Below are 12,547 nucleotides of genomic sequence, written 5' to 3'. Positions count from 1 at the left end.
CGTTATGAAGCTGTAGAGAAAGCCGCCCTGCCAGGCGGTTTTTTTTCGTCTGCTGATCGGCTACTGGATGCCTGAACAGCTGGACGGCCCCACTACTGGCGCAAGGCCAGATAGGGGAGAATTTCTACAAGGTCACGCAGCGGCATCCGCTTTTCCTGCCTTCAGCGCACCCTTGGTCAAACGCTCGATTTGGTACTGGCGCAACTCAGGAACGTCTGCCCATTGGCGGACGGCCTCATAGGTCACCCCTAGCGCCTTCGCCAGGGCAGAAATAGACCCGAAATGTTGGATTGCCTGGCTTTTGGTCATGGCGACCTCCTCTGCTCGTCTCGACATTCAAGCATGCTTGCATATGCAAAACAAGCATGCTTGACAAGCAACCTTGTAGATTGCGCGAATGAAAACTACTGATCGAATCACCAAACTCGTCTTGACCCGTCGCCCGGAACTGGGCGTTCGCAATGTCAAACGCGACATCGCGAACACCTGCGGAATCAGCTATGAGGCTGTCCGCCAGTGGTTCGCTGGTGATACCGAAAACATCAAGAACGAAAATCTTGTCGCGCTAGCCGAAGGCTACGACACGACCGTTGATTGGCTTTTGTCGGGGAAGGGCGAGCCACCGCGCAAAGGGGCCGCAAAGCAGGAGCAACCTAAAGAAGTCAGCGCTCCAAGCTCCGCCGCAGACGCAGTCCGAAAAATGCTCGAGAAGCACGGAAAGGGGCTGACCGCAGAGGCCAGGCAGCGGATTGTTAGTGCGGTGGAGGATGATCCTCAGGGCGAGAAGGAAAGCGGCTTTTTGATTGCTGCCAACCCTGTTACCAGGGGAGATATCTCCATACCCCAGTACGATATTCGTGCGGCGATGGGGCACGGCCAGGTTCCAGCTGAATACAGCGAGATCATTAGGAACGTGGTGATCAGTGAGGATTTGCTGCGTGACAAAGGGGTGAACTACACGGCAGCCCAGTCTTTGGCCATCATCACAGGATGGGGTCAGAGCATGGAAGGCACGATCAATGATAAGGATCCTGTGATCGTTGACCGAGGTGTGAATGACTATGCGGGGGAAGGCGTTTACGTGCTCACCTGGCATGGTGACCTTCTGATTAAGCGCCTGCAGCGGAAAGATGAAGATCACATCTGGCTGATCTCCGACAACCCTCACAACAAGGATCAACAGGCCAGGATTGATGATGTGACCATTCACGCAAAAGTTCTACTTGTTTGGAATGCTCGCAAGGTCTGACTGATCGCAAGCTTGCGACCAGTCCAGACCTTGACCGGCCCACCGCAGCGGGCTGGATTAACTTCTAAAAGGGGGGCTCCTCCCCCTCGCTATCAACCAGGCTCACATCCTCTTCGCTTTCGATCACTCGGTCGTCATCCGTCGGCGCATCCCACTGAAGAAGCACCGACCCATCATCGCAAAAACTCATATCCAGCCCATCAGACTCGGCTAGCAAGTCCATGATCGCGCACCAGTCCTGATCCTTGTCCGTGTCCAGGCGATGGACGAGAACCCTTCTGCCGTGCTGCGCGAGCGGCGAGTTGATCATCGCTGAAACCCTCAAGCCCAGCCGCTCAAGGCTCGTTAACTCTTCCATACGAACTGCTCTTTCCTGCGCCGACATCCGAAAGCTCCTACAAACTGGACATCCATACAGTAAGAGAAAATTACACAAGCGTGCTTGCATTTAAAAAACAAGCATGCTTTTATAAATGCAAGTTCGCTTGCATTTGCATCGAGCTGGCAGCTCCGGCAGCCACCGCTCTTTACACAACCAGACGTGACCACCTCGACGCACCCAGGCCATCACCTGGGTCGGGACAAGCTAAGTCGTCGACCACGCAGCCTCTGGATAGCTGCCGGACTCCCCCATGGGAGGACGCCAAACCATGCGAGCCACCTGATGCGTAGCCAGTAGCTGCAGCAGGCAGTGGTGGGGAAACCCGGCGACGAGCATGGTGAGGATCAAAAACCATAGGAGGAACCTGCCAATGAAGCATTAAGCCCAGCCGACAAAACGGGTCGGCAATCCGCGCATACGTGCCCTACTCAGCCGGCCAAAGGGCTGCACTCAAGCGCGGAGCAAAATGATCCCCAACGACCATCGCCGTATTCAGATTGAAGGTGTTGCGAGGGAAGCCCAAGGCCAACGCATTGAGCGCAGAGCTGCCATCTGAGGCGGTGACGCCAGACGATTCCCCGGTGCGCCTCAAGCGGGGCGCATCAGGGGGAATCCACTGGAGCAATTCGAATGACCACGATTATCCAAGACCGCTTCGATAGCGGTGCCCAGGTCAGCCTGGAGATGGACAAGAACGAAGGCGAACTCTTCGTATTCCACTGCCCGGCAGGTCAAGGCTGCAAGGTGAGTAAATGGCCGCTGGATAGCTATCACATGCCAATCGCGATGGCTCATTACGAGCAATGTCTCGAGCTGGAACGAGCCGCCTTTGAAGCCTATTCCAAGTCAGCCTGACTTTAACTGCCCGGTTCACCTGGCTCCCCATCACCAGGCTGAATCGGTGTGTGATCTGAAACTGAATGGCAGGCCGCCCCGAGTAAATGGGGAATGATTACAGGGCCTTGTTGGCCTCGCCTGGACGGTCCCCCAGATCGCACACCAATGCAGCCACCCCGCAAGAGCAAATCATGGACACGATCACCATCGGCGCATGGATCGGCCACCTCGGCCGTGGCCTGGCGCCTCGCGAATTGCAATGCATCCTCGATGTCGCCCAGGGCTTCACCACCAAGGAAATCGCACGGCACTTCGGCATCAGCGAAAGCGGTGTCGAGAAGCGCATCGGCGACGCCATGTTGAAGCTGGGTGTTGCCCGGCGGGCTGCGGCCGTGGCCGAAGCCATGCGCCGCCAGATCATCAGCCCCATCTGCATCGCCCTGGCTGCCCTCATCACCATGCACGCGGTGATCGACGACAGCGACCCAATGCGCCGCGACCGCCGCGCGCCGGAGCGCCGCACCGCCCAAGTTCGAATCGTTCGCAAGGCCGAGGCCTTCGAGCTCCACGCCTGACCCACTGAGGACCAACCCATGCAAGCAGCCATCCAACAAAGCCAGGACAAGCTCGAAGCCCTGCGCCAGGAAGTGATCACGGCCACCGAGGCATTCCGCGCCAAATCTCGCTTCTTTGTCACCCAAAGCGGCAACGGCTGGGCCGTCGTCTCGGCCAGCAACAACCGCGTGTACGGCCGCAATACCAGCTACGCCCAGGCGGTTCGCTATGCGCAGAGCCTGGAGCGCGCTATCGATGCCAAGACCCTTCCGGTGGTCGCTGTGGTGAAGGTCCGTCAGGTCGGGGAAAGCGCCACACGCTGGATGGCGCTCTTTGCCTTGGCACTGATCTTGTTGGCCGGAGCGGCGTCGTCATGAGCCGCGGGGTAAACAAGGTCATCCTGGTCGGCACCTGCGGCCAAGACCCGGAGGTGCGCTACTTGCCCAATGGCAATGCCGTCACCAACCTCAGCCTGGCCACCAGCGAGCAGTGGACGGACAAGCGCTCGGGCGAGAAGGTCGAGCGCACCGAGTGGCACCGGGTGTCGCTGTTCGGGAAGGTCGCAGAAATCGCCGGCGAGTACCTGCGCAAGGGCGCCCAGTGCTACATCGAGGGCAAGCTGCAGACCCGCGAGTGGGAGAAGGACGGTATCAAGCGCTACACCACGGAAATCGTGGTCGACATCAACGGAACGATGCAGCTGCTCGGCAGCCGGCCGCAAGGTCAGCAGCCCGGGCAAGTGCCAGATCGGCAGCCAAGGCAACAACAGCGCCCGGCGCGGCAGCAGCAGAACCAGCAGGCGGCGCCACCTGATCACGACAGCTTCGACGACGACATACCGTTCGCGCCCCTCCACCACCTGGCCGGTGCGTAGCCATGATCGCAACCATGTCGCAGCCTGTCGCTGCCGTGAAGTATGCAGCGGCCATGGCCAGGTCAACCGGTAAGCCTTGGGGCGTGTACCGCGGCACCCGGCACCTGCTGGTGATCATGCCGTCGGATTCGACCAAGAAAAAGCCCATCGAGACCTGCAACCCGTGAGAACGATCCGAAAACTCACACAGCATCGGCGGCGCCAGCAGCACATCAATCTGCCGCCCAGCGGCTTGGGAGGTACCAGCGATGGCCGAGGAAAAGACCGGTGTCGCAAAGCACTCTGCGGACTACCGGGCCCGGAAGAAGGCTATGGCCGAGAAGCTGGGCATCGAGAAGGTGTTCTTCAATATGCCCGCCGGGATCAAGGCTGCCATGGCTGTCGAGATCGAGCACCACGGGTACGACCAGGTGCAGGAGCTCTGGCAGGACCTGGCCTTGTCGTGGATTGCGCAGGATCCTGAGGAGCGGGCGCGTCGTCTTGAACGACCTGACGCGCCAGCTTTTTACATCTCACCAAAACTAGCGCGTCAGTTCGAAGAACAGAGCTTGCGCGACATCCGCCGAGACCCCGGCGACGAAATCCTACCGCCCGACCTTTAACCCACCTTACACCATGCCGCATCCGGCCACGGAGGGCGGCGCATGCATGGAGAAAGCCATGATCGAAGCCACAGAGAAGCAGCTCAACCTGCTCTGGCACACCCTGGGCCTAAATCCAGGCTGCCGAACTGGCGGTAGAAACCATTTCCTCACCAGCCCAGGCTATGACGACTCCAACAACCTTGATGTTCTGGTGGAGGCCGGCCTGATGACGCGCGGCAAGGCGCCGGCCTTCTGTGACGCGAATGACGTGGTGTACAGGGCAACGCCTGAAGGTAAGCAGTTTGCGCTGGACAAGCTGCCCCCGCCGCCGCCTCCGCGAAAGTACACCAGGTTCGATGCATATCTCGACGAGTGCGAGTGCTATGACGGCTTTGCTCACTTCCTGGGGATCAACCAGCCTCAGATCCAGCAGCGCGGCACCTGGGGAGACTATGAATACCGGATGGTGCGCTACCCACGCGGCAGCGCCTACTGCGAGCATCGCCGGCCTACCCGTTTCGCGCACTGGTCGCCCTACGAGACTCTTGAGGTCGCAGGTGAATGGGCTCCAACCATGAAAGCGGCCAAAGCCAGCTACAAAGAAGCGCTTCGTATCAAGCTGGCTGAGCGCCGCGCCGAAAAGATTCGCCGCGCGGCCTGACACTCCAGCGCTGCCCGCCAGCGCCTTCCCCTATTCAACGATAACGCCTCCCCGGCGAGGGCGGCGCGTGGAGAATCCATGCAGATCCCCAAAGACGTTGAGGCCTTGGTAGCCTCCGGCGCGCTGTTTGTCGCCAACCATTCGGGCGGCAAAGACTCCCAGGCCCAGCTGATCAAGCTACTTGAGGTGATTCCGCCTGCGCAGATCGTCGTCGTTCACGCCTCACTTGGCGAGCTCGAGTGGCCTGGCGCGCTGGAGCTGGCCCGCGATCAGGCTGCCGACGCCGGCCTGACCTTCGTTGTGGCCAAGGCCAGCAAGACCCTGTTCGACATGGTCGAGCGGCGCTTCGAGAATCGCCCTGAGGTTCCGAGCTGGCCATCGGCGAGCCATCGCCAGTGTACCAGCGACCTCAAGCGAGGGCCTATCCAGCGCGAGGTTCGCCGCTACGCAAAGGCAAATGGCTTCAAGGTGATCGTCAACTGCCTGGGCCTGCGCGCGCAGGAATCCCCAGGCAGAGCCAAGCGGCAGTCATTCAGTCGCATGAGGATCAGCAACAGCGTGAATACCTGGTTCGAGTGGCTACCCGTGCACGACCTTTCGACGATCGAGGTGTTCGACATTATCGAAGCGGCAGGCCAGAAGCCTCACTACGCCTACGCACTCGGCAATGAGCGACTCAGCTGCGTGTTTTGCATCATGGCCAGCAAGAACGACCTGGTGAATGGCGCGGCGAACAATCCAGCACTGCTTGCCAAGTACGACGCGCTAGAGAAGCGCACCGGCTACACCATGCACATGAACCGCATCCCCCTGGTCGAACTGGCCGCCTAACCTCTTCTTGATTCGAGAATCGCCTCCCTGCGAGGGCGGCGCCTGCCTGGAGATCACCATGAGCACATTCGCAGTGTTCGGCATGACCCGTGATGTAGCGCTGGCCGAGGCCAAGAAGCGCGTCAAAACCAGCAAACCTGGCAAGCCGGGCGGCCCTTCGATTCAACTGGCCCCGGCGCAGTGGGAGGAAGCGGTCGCCAAGTACGTCGACAAGCTCATGGGCGGCGAGAAGGTGAAGCAACTCAGCAACATGTTCGACGCCCCCCAGTACGCCCAGCAGTTCATGGATCTGGCCAAGCGCTCTGGTGATTGCCGGGACCTGCGAATTCGGGCCCGCTGCGCGATGACTGACGCGAAGGGCAATCCCATCCTGAACCCAAAGACCAAGATGCCGCGAATCGGCTGGACCGAATGGCAGCCGGAGTCGAAAGCCGCATGAAGCGAGATATCCCCATGCCCACAGAAAATCGATCCAGCAACACAGAGATGGTCAGCGCTCCCTTACAGCGAGAAGAGCGCTATGTCGTCATCAAGATCAGCAAGATGCATCCTCACCCAACCTTCCGGGCAAAGCACCTCAGCGCGCTCAAGCGTGAACATGAAGATGCCTTGGTCGATTGCGTGGTGGTCGAGCGCGACTGGCCCGAATACGAGCCAACCTGGGCGGCCATCGAGGCGCGGGTTACCGGGAAGCCAGCCCCGCAGCCCCGCGCCGAGCCGATAGCCTGGATGGTTGGTACTGCCTTCTGGTGGACCAAAGAAGAGGCAGAGCGGGATGCGGCGGCTACTGGTAAGCCTATGACGCCGTTCGGCCCGATGACGGGCACTTACACTCCAGCCGAGCAGCACCAGGGCGAGCCGGTGGCGGTGCTGTACGCCAATGGTACCGTGCTGACCAAGGCAGAATGCGGCGATGTCTTCGACATTTGCTGCAAGGTTGAAACGCCGCTCTACACCCACGCAGATCATGGAGAGGTTGAGCGGCTGAAGTCCATTGAGAGGTCATATGGCCTGCGCGAAGAGCTATTGGAGCAGGTGAAGGGCGAGCGTGACCGAATGATCGCTCGTACCATGGAGCTTTCCGGCCAACTGAACGAGCGTGATGCGCTGCTGCGCAAGATTGAAGGCTATCACTGGGCAAAGGTTGATCCAGAAGAGCGCGCCAAAACTCGCGCCGAGCTTCGCGACATGCTCACCGCCAGCGCAGATCCGAGCGCGCCTGCCGCCCCATACCCGAATCGCCTTTGCCATATCGACTACACGGCCCATCCATACCGGTGCGGATGCCTCAGGGGCGATGAAGAATCGCAGCGGATTTACGACGAGCATTGCCGCAAAGCCAGTGCAGAGCCGGAGGCGAAGTCGTGAAGACGCACTTCGCACCATTCACCGACCTGGATGACCTTGAGCAAGCGCCCTGCGGCACCTGGCTAGGGGAATCCTCCGAGCTGTCAGGAGACTGGGCCAGGGTCGATTGCCGGCTGTGCCAGGCGCGCAAGGAAACGATCACCAAATCCGCAGCCGCCGAGGAGCTCGCCATAGTCGAACAGATGGGCGACATGGCGGCCTTCATGCGCGAGGAAGGCCGCGACCCGAAAGAGAACATCTGTACCCCCAAGCTGTAACCCCTCTCCCCTCTATTCACTGCCGCGATATGGCGGCCAAGGAAGCGCTATGCCCAAGTCAAAGCAGGCGGCACCGTGGTGCCCGGATGAATGCCCGATCACCGGGCGGAAGTTCTTCATGTGGATCGAGCGCTCCGATGGCGGCCAAGTCCCAACCTACGGCGGGCCGTACGACAGCTTCACCCTCGCCCAACGTGATGAGCAAGGCACCTTCTGGTGCGATCGGTTCGACCATGACGAGGGGTGCTGGACGGACAGCGTCCACATCGACTTGCGCCTCATCGACAACCAGCGTGAAGACTTCGAATACGGCCATGTGGCTGAGGTGCAGGACCAGTGCACAGCCCTGCGACGAGCACTGGGCGGCATGCTGTTCGCTTTCGACGACGGCGTAGGCAAGTCGTGGTCAGGGGATCTGCTCGACTTTGCCCGCCAGGTCGCGCCAGCAGTCGAGTACAAGCCATGATCCGCCTCGCCCTCTGCCTCCTGCTGCTGGCCACCGGCGCCAACGCAGAACAGGTCACCCCCAATGTCGAGGTCATCCACGACGACAAGCGCGCCGTCACCTGCTGGGTCTACAGCGGCTACTACTACAAGGGCGGCATCAGCTGCATCCCCGACAGCCAGCTGCAGGCCGGCAACCAGCGCCAGCTCTCCACGCACGAAACACAACCCGAACCTACACCCGCACTGGCGCCTGGGCGCTGGATTGATGAGAGGTATCAGCTGTGAGCAAGAAGAAAACTCACTTCACCATCGTATCCAGCGCCGAGCTGGATGAGCTGCGACAAGACCGGGCTCGCCTCAGCGCGCTGGAATCCTGCTGCTGGGACGTCAGCTTCGAAAGCCATTTGAATGGCATGGACGGCGACTACACCATCGGCATCGAGATCATCGGCCATTACATGGGCAAGCCAAACCGGCGTGTGCTCGGTGAAAACTACAACGAGAACCTGCGCGCGGCCATCGACCAGGCGCTGACGGCAGAGGCATACCCGCCAGAGCGCCCGGAGTACGACATCTATGGCAACCCAGAGAGGCGCCGGGCATGACCGACCTGATCGAAGTGAGGGTATCCAACCTGATCGGCGCACCTCTGGACTGGGCGGTGGCCATGGCCGAGGGCTTCGGCACAGACCCAGAGTGCAGGACCACAATATGGCGCACCCGGACCGACCCTACCACCGTCAGCATCCGCGGCGCTGCTGATGGCTTCGGCTATCGCCCATCCAGCAACTGGGAGCACGGCGGGCCGCTGCTCGAAAAGCACCAGGCAGGGTTGAGCCATGACCGGTATTTGTCAGGCGGGCCATGTGGCTGGAGCGCGGGCCCACTCAACTCGACCTGGCTTTCAGGCCCAACTCCACTTATCGCCTTCTGCCGAGCGCTGGTCCATGCGAAGTTCGGGCAGACCGTCAAAGTGCCGCAGGAGCTGATGCCATGACCGAAAAAAGCACAAAGGAATTCTACTCTGTCGATCAAGCCTCTCAGCATGCTGCTGAATGGTGCAAACGCAATCCCGCATGGCGCCGGATCTGCGATATCCCGGATATCTCCGTGTTCGAAAAAACCTACGATGAGATCCCCAAGCGCGATCGCGCCTACTGGGAAAAGAACGGCGGCGAAGAATGCTGGCGTGAATTCGGCGCCGGAGGAACCAAGGTGCCTACCGGATTCATCTCTGGAAAGGGCGAGTTCTTCGACCACGTCCTGAAAGTGCCACTCCATCACAACATGATGATGGTGTACCGCGTCGGCAAGAGGTGGAAGCCATGATCGCCCTCGCCTATATGGCCTACCTGATCTACAGGGGGCCGCGATGAGCGACGCACCAATCGAACCGCAGGATTACATCTACGGCGTGAAGGTCGTCCAGATTGAGGACCTGCGAGTTGCACGAGGGCTCACTCGTCGACCTGCCTGCGCCTGCCGACACAAGAAGCTGGTTTACGACGACAAGGAGCGGCGCGTCTGGTGCAGCGACTGCGAAGCAGAAGTCGAGCCGTTCGACGCCTTCCTCGGCCTGGTGGAAGTGTTCAGTGCCGGAACGAACAGGATCAATCGGCGCGCGGCCGAACTGGCCGAGGCCGAGAAATTCCAGATCCGCAGCCGCGCCGCGAAGGTTATGGATGAAGCCTGGCGCAGCACAAAGATGGCTCCGCTTTGCCCTCACTGCAATAACGCGCTCCTGCCCGAGGACGTGGTGGGCGGCCTCGCCAGCATGTCGAAAGAGTTCGTCATGGCCGATCGCAAGCGTAAAGCCAGTCCCAAGCCGAAGTAACCCCTCCCCCTACAACTCAAGCCCGCCGACATGCGCGGGCGAGGATTCTGCATGCTCGAAAACATCGAGGTGATGCGCATCAAGCGCTTCGCCGCAAACACGGCTGGCCGCGATTTCGCGGTCGGCGACATTCACGGGCACTTCACCCGACTGCAGTCTGCCCTGGACGCTGCCGGCTTCGACCCGGCAGTTGACCGCCTATTCAGCGTCGGCGATCTGGTCGACCGCGGGCCCGAGTGTCGAGACGTGCTCAACTGGCTGGCCAAGCCATGGTTCCACCCAGTGCGCGGCAACCACGACGACTACGTTTGCCGCTTCGATACCTGCGACGTAGACAACTGGGTTTACAACGGCGGCGCCTGGTTCGCCGGCCTGTCCTGGGATGAGCAACGTGAGTTCGCCGCCCAGTTCAGAGAACTTCCGATTGCCATCGAGGTGGAGACGCCAGGCGGTCTGATCGGGGTCGTGCACGCCGACTGCCCATTCCCGTCCTGGGATCAGTTGGGGGCTGCTCTTGAGGCGCCGGAAACCGCCAAGCAGCTGCGGCTGACCCAGAACACCTGCATGTGGTCGCGCAGCCGGATCGAACTGGGCGAGACAGAAGGCGTGCACGGCCTGCGGGTGCTGGTGGTCGGCCACACCCCGCTGGACAAGCCGGCGGCGCTCGGCAACGTCATTTATATCGACACCATGGGCTGGCGACCGCAGGACGGCGGCTACTTCACCCTGCTGAACCTGGCCACGCTCGAAACCATCCCGCCCGCACCCGCCAAGCTCAGCTTGGACTGAGCCAGGAGACCATCCATGAACCTTGTTGACTGCTACGTCACGAAGATCCTAGGCGAGCCGTACCGCAAGTTCGGCGCCTGGTGGGTCGACGTCGAATACGACAGCTGGGGCAGCACCAGCACAACACGGCTCATGTTCCGCACCGAGGAAGCCGCCCGGGCGGCGAAGGTCGGGCACCACTTCACGGCCTGAGGATTACCAATGACCACTCCATTCAAGGCCTACACCCTGGGCGAGGATTTCGCCGTACGGGAGGTCACCATCGTGCGCAACGGGCTGTTCTGCTTGGACAGCCAAGGCGTGAAGCACCCGAAGCCGAAGCTTTTCACCAGCGCCAAGGCTGCGCAGGACAAAGCGAGGAAATGGCTGGCTGACCGCGACGCGCAGCTTGCCAAAGAAAACGCGCTGCACGAGCAGCGGAAGAAGATCGTTGCATCCTACTGATCACCGCCGGGTACGGCAGGAGCCCTAAATGGAACCAGAGATCATCCACATCCCCGAACTGGCCAAGCTGCTGGGTCGGTCTGAATCAGCTATACGCAGTGCCCGGCAGGCCGGTGCAGCGTGGCTGCCACCTTTTTTCAAACAAGGCGCGCGCGTCTGCTGGAGGGTCAGCACAGTGCGCGAGTTCCTGCAGGAGTTCGAACAGGGCCTGCACACGCCGGCCAAGCCCGGCCGGAAGCGCCAGGCTCCACCGACGCTGGCCAGTGTCCGCTAACCCAGCTTGTCTGCCAGCGCGTCCGGGCAAAGGTGGGTGTATCGCTTGAGCATGCTCATGGTTTTGTGGCCAGTGATCGAGGCCACCTCCATGATCGACAGGCCCTTCTCGAAAAGCCTGGATGTACCTTCATGGCGCAGGTCATGGAAGTGCAAGTCTTCAACCTTGGCCGCTTTGCAGGCCCGGTGGAAGTACTGGCTCACCGAGTGGGGTGCAAGAGAGAACACCTTGCCGTCCAGGCGCGCCGGCAACCCGTCAAGGAGCGCCCGCGCCTTGGTAGAAAGTGGGACCAGGCGCCGGGTACCGTTCTTGGTGTCCTCGAGCAGCACATGCTTCGCTTTCACATTCTCCCGGCGCAGCCCAAGCAGCTCGCTTCGGCGCATCGCCGTTTCAACCGCAATCTGGATGATCGCCGGCATCTCGGCGTGAATCGCTCCCGCCTTCTCGATGACGCCGGCCAGCTCGAAGCTCTTCGGTCGGCGATCTCTCTCCTTTGCCCCTTTGGGCATTCGAAGTTTCATCACCGGGTTGCTCAGCCCCTCAATACCCCAGTCCTTGATGGCTACCGTGAACAGGTGGCTAATGATCGCCAGGTCGAGCCTGACCGTGGCCGTGGACCTGCCCGCCTTGAGCTCTTCATCCCTGTACGACGCAAAATCACTTGACCGCAAAGCAGCCAGGCCTTTCCCGGCAAATGGATGCTTCTTCCACTTGTTGATCCGGGTCTGCTCCTGCTTCGCGCCTTTCTTGGTCGAGCTGACTTCCCTGGAGTACCGATCCAAGGCTTCAGTCAGGGTGGTTCGCTCCGCTTCTCGCATATCGACGAAACGGGCGCGCGACATGTCGCCCTCGATCTCCGCTGCCCAGCGCTGGGCCTCGGCCTTGGTGTCGAAGGTCGCGGAGAGAGACGGGTATCCTTTCCGGCGGATCTTTGCCCGCCATGCGCCGCCTGGGCGCTGCTCGTAAGTGGCCATGCACCGGATTTTGCCGGGGACAACTGGGACACGCAATTTTCTTCGGTGTCCCAAATTTGTCCCAAACCGAGCGCGGGACAAAATCCGCAGGCATTAAAAAAGCCCCGCAACCTCAATGGCTGCGGGGCTTTCGAATGGTGGAGGCCGAGGTCGGAATCGAACCGGCGTAGACGGATTTGCAATCCGG

General features: G+C 60.8%; 25 protein-coding genes. 22 read left to right on the top strand and 3 right to left on the bottom strand.

What is annotated here, in order from left to right; genetic code table 11:
- Positions 1 to 132: 132 nt before the first annotated feature.
- Positions 133 to 309, bottom strand: a complete 177-nt coding sequence (locus ACIP1G_RS27935) for a Cro/CI family transcriptional regulator (protein ID WP_279855947.1) — start codon at positions 307 to 309, stop codon at positions 133 to 135.
- A gap of 88 nt (positions 310 to 397) precedes the next feature.
- On the opposite strand from ACIP1G_RS27935, the gene ACIP1G_RS27930 reads away from it, so the two are divergent.
- Positions 398 to 1,249, top strand: a complete 852-nt coding sequence (locus ACIP1G_RS27930) for an XRE family transcriptional regulator (RefSeq protein ID WP_400742921.1) — start codon at positions 398 to 400, stop codon at positions 1,247 to 1,249.
- 64 nt (positions 1,250 to 1,313) lie between these two features.
- Here the strand turns inward: ACIP1G_RS27930 and ACIP1G_RS27925 are convergent, their stop codons facing one another.
- Positions 1,314 to 1,607, bottom strand: a complete 294-nt coding sequence (locus ACIP1G_RS27925; protein WP_400742918.1) for a DUF1654 domain-containing protein — start codon at positions 1,605 to 1,607, stop codon at positions 1,314 to 1,316.
- Between the two features lie 654 nt (positions 1,608 to 2,261).
- On the opposite strand from ACIP1G_RS27925, the gene ACIP1G_RS27920 reads away from it, so the two are divergent.
- From ACIP1G_RS27920 to ACIP1G_RS27820, 21 genes are all read left to right on the top strand, one after another.
- Positions 2,262 to 2,486, top strand: a complete 225-nt coding sequence (locus ACIP1G_RS27920) for a hypothetical protein (RefSeq protein ID WP_400742915.1) — start codon at positions 2,262 to 2,264, stop codon at positions 2,484 to 2,486.
- A 173-nt stretch (positions 2,487 to 2,659) separates the two neighbouring features.
- Positions 2,660 to 3,043: a LuxR C-terminal-related transcriptional regulator gene (locus ACIP1G_RS27915; RefSeq protein WP_400742912.1), complete on the top strand. Its 384-nt coding sequence runs from the start codon at positions 2,660 to 2,662 to the stop codon at positions 3,041 to 3,043.
- Between the two features lie 18 nt (positions 3,044 to 3,061).
- Positions 3,062 to 3,400, top strand: a complete 339-nt coding sequence (locus ACIP1G_RS27910; RefSeq protein ID WP_400742909.1) for a hypothetical protein — start codon at positions 3,062 to 3,064, stop codon at positions 3,398 to 3,400.
- Complete coding sequence (locus tag ACIP1G_RS27905; RefSeq protein ID WP_400742906.1) at positions 3,397 to 3,897, top strand: single-stranded DNA-binding protein; 501 nt, start codon at positions 3,397 to 3,399, stop codon at positions 3,895 to 3,897. Before ACIP1G_RS27910 ends, ACIP1G_RS27905 begins: the two co-directional genes overlap by 4 nt.
- A 14-nt stretch (positions 3,898 to 3,911) precedes the next feature.
- On the top strand, positions 3,912 to 4,064 hold the full coding sequence (locus tag ACIP1G_RS27900; protein WP_400742904.1) for a hypothetical protein: 153 nt from the start codon (positions 3,912 to 3,914) through the stop codon (positions 4,062 to 4,064).
- Between the two features lie 81 nt (positions 4,065 to 4,145).
- Positions 4,146 to 4,499, top strand: a complete 354-nt coding sequence (locus ACIP1G_RS27895; protein WP_400742901.1) for a hypothetical protein — start codon at positions 4,146 to 4,148, stop codon at positions 4,497 to 4,499.
- Between the two features lie 58 nt (positions 4,500 to 4,557).
- The gene (locus ACIP1G_RS27890) at positions 4,558 to 5,142 is read left to right on the top strand and encodes a hypothetical protein (protein WP_400742898.1); all 585 of its coding nucleotides are present in this window, start codon (positions 4,558 to 4,560) and stop codon (positions 5,140 to 5,142) included.
- A 78-nt stretch (positions 5,143 to 5,220) separates the two neighbouring features.
- Positions 5,221 to 5,973, top strand: a complete 753-nt coding sequence (locus ACIP1G_RS27885; RefSeq protein ID WP_400742895.1) for a phosphoadenosine phosphosulfate reductase family protein — start codon at positions 5,221 to 5,223, stop codon at positions 5,971 to 5,973.
- Positions 5,974 to 6,031: 58 nt separating this feature from the next.
- On the top strand, positions 6,032 to 6,412 hold the full coding sequence (locus tag ACIP1G_RS27880; protein ID WP_400742893.1) for a hypothetical protein: 381 nt from the start codon (positions 6,032 to 6,034) through the stop codon (positions 6,410 to 6,412).
- Entirely contained in the window at positions 6,409 to 7,341 is a 933-nt protein-coding gene (locus ACIP1G_RS27875; protein WP_400742892.1) for a hypothetical protein, read from the top strand. Before ACIP1G_RS27880 ends, ACIP1G_RS27875 begins: the two co-directional genes overlap by 4 nt.
- Positions 7,338 to 7,598, top strand: coding sequence for a hypothetical protein (locus ACIP1G_RS27870; protein ID WP_400742890.1), 261 nt, complete (start codon positions 7,338 to 7,340; stop codon positions 7,596 to 7,598). Before ACIP1G_RS27875 ends, ACIP1G_RS27870 begins: the two co-directional genes overlap by 4 nt.
- Before the next feature lie 49 nt (positions 7,599 to 7,647).
- The gene (locus ACIP1G_RS27865; protein WP_400742888.1) at positions 7,648 to 8,064 is read left to right on the top strand and encodes a hypothetical protein; all 417 of its coding nucleotides are present in this window, start codon (positions 7,648 to 7,650) and stop codon (positions 8,062 to 8,064) included.
- A complete protein-coding gene (locus ACIP1G_RS27860) occupies positions 8,061 to 8,330 on the top strand; it encodes a hypothetical protein (RefSeq protein WP_400742886.1) in 270 nt (89 codons plus the stop codon). Before ACIP1G_RS27865 ends, ACIP1G_RS27860 begins: the two co-directional genes overlap by 4 nt.
- Positions 8,327 to 8,650: a hypothetical protein gene (locus ACIP1G_RS27855; protein WP_400742885.1), complete on the top strand. Its 324-nt coding sequence runs from the start codon at positions 8,327 to 8,329 to the stop codon at positions 8,648 to 8,650. The genes ACIP1G_RS27860 and ACIP1G_RS27855 overlap by 4 nt, the downstream gene beginning before the upstream one ends.
- Positions 8,647 to 9,042, top strand: coding sequence for a phage protein NinX family protein (locus ACIP1G_RS27850; RefSeq protein ID WP_400742883.1), 396 nt, complete (start codon positions 8,647 to 8,649; stop codon positions 9,040 to 9,042). Before ACIP1G_RS27855 ends, ACIP1G_RS27850 begins: the two co-directional genes overlap by 4 nt.
- Entirely contained in the window at positions 9,039 to 9,374 is a 336-nt protein-coding gene (locus ACIP1G_RS27845; protein ID WP_400742881.1) for a hypothetical protein, read from the top strand. The genes ACIP1G_RS27850 and ACIP1G_RS27845 overlap by 4 nt, the downstream gene beginning before the upstream one ends.
- Positions 9,375 to 9,417: 43 nt before the next feature.
- Positions 9,418 to 9,879 carry a hypothetical protein gene (locus tag ACIP1G_RS27840; RefSeq protein ID WP_400742879.1) on the top strand — a complete coding sequence of 154 codons (462 nt, stop codon included), beginning with the start codon at positions 9,418 to 9,420 and terminating at the stop codon, positions 9,877 to 9,879.
- A gap of 51 nt (positions 9,880 to 9,930) precedes the next feature.
- On the top strand, positions 9,931 to 10,668 hold the full coding sequence (locus tag ACIP1G_RS27835) for a metallophosphoesterase (protein ID WP_400742877.1): 738 nt from the start codon (positions 9,931 to 9,933) through the stop codon (positions 10,666 to 10,668).
- Positions 10,669 to 10,683: 15 nt separating this feature from the next.
- Positions 10,684 to 10,860: a hypothetical protein gene (locus ACIP1G_RS27830; protein ID WP_400742875.1), complete on the top strand. Its 177-nt coding sequence runs from the start codon at positions 10,684 to 10,686 to the stop codon at positions 10,858 to 10,860.
- A gap of 9 nt (positions 10,861 to 10,869) precedes the next feature.
- Entirely contained in the window at positions 10,870 to 11,112 is a 243-nt protein-coding gene (locus ACIP1G_RS27825; protein ID WP_400742873.1) for a hypothetical protein, read from the top strand.
- A gap of 28 nt (positions 11,113 to 11,140) precedes the next feature.
- Complete coding sequence (locus tag ACIP1G_RS27820; RefSeq protein WP_064590544.1) at positions 11,141 to 11,386, top strand: AlpA family transcriptional regulator; 246 nt, start codon at positions 11,141 to 11,143, stop codon at positions 11,384 to 11,386.
- Here ACIP1G_RS27820 and ACIP1G_RS27815 read toward each other — a convergent pair.
- Positions 11,383 to 12,360 (bottom strand): tyrosine-type recombinase/integrase, encoded by a 978-nt coding sequence (locus ACIP1G_RS27815; protein WP_400742871.1) that lies wholly within the window; start codon positions 12,358 to 12,360, stop codon positions 11,383 to 11,385. The genes ACIP1G_RS27820 and ACIP1G_RS27815 overlap by 4 nt on opposite strands.
- Between the last annotated feature and the right edge of the window lie 187 nt (positions 12,361 to 12,547).

The organism is Pseudomonas sp. NPDC089392, assembly GCF_044749595.1.
Classification (GTDB): Bacteria; Pseudomonadota; Gammaproteobacteria; order Pseudomonadales; family Pseudomonadaceae; genus Aquipseudomonas.
This window is presented reverse-complemented; position numbering and strand designations above follow the sequence as displayed.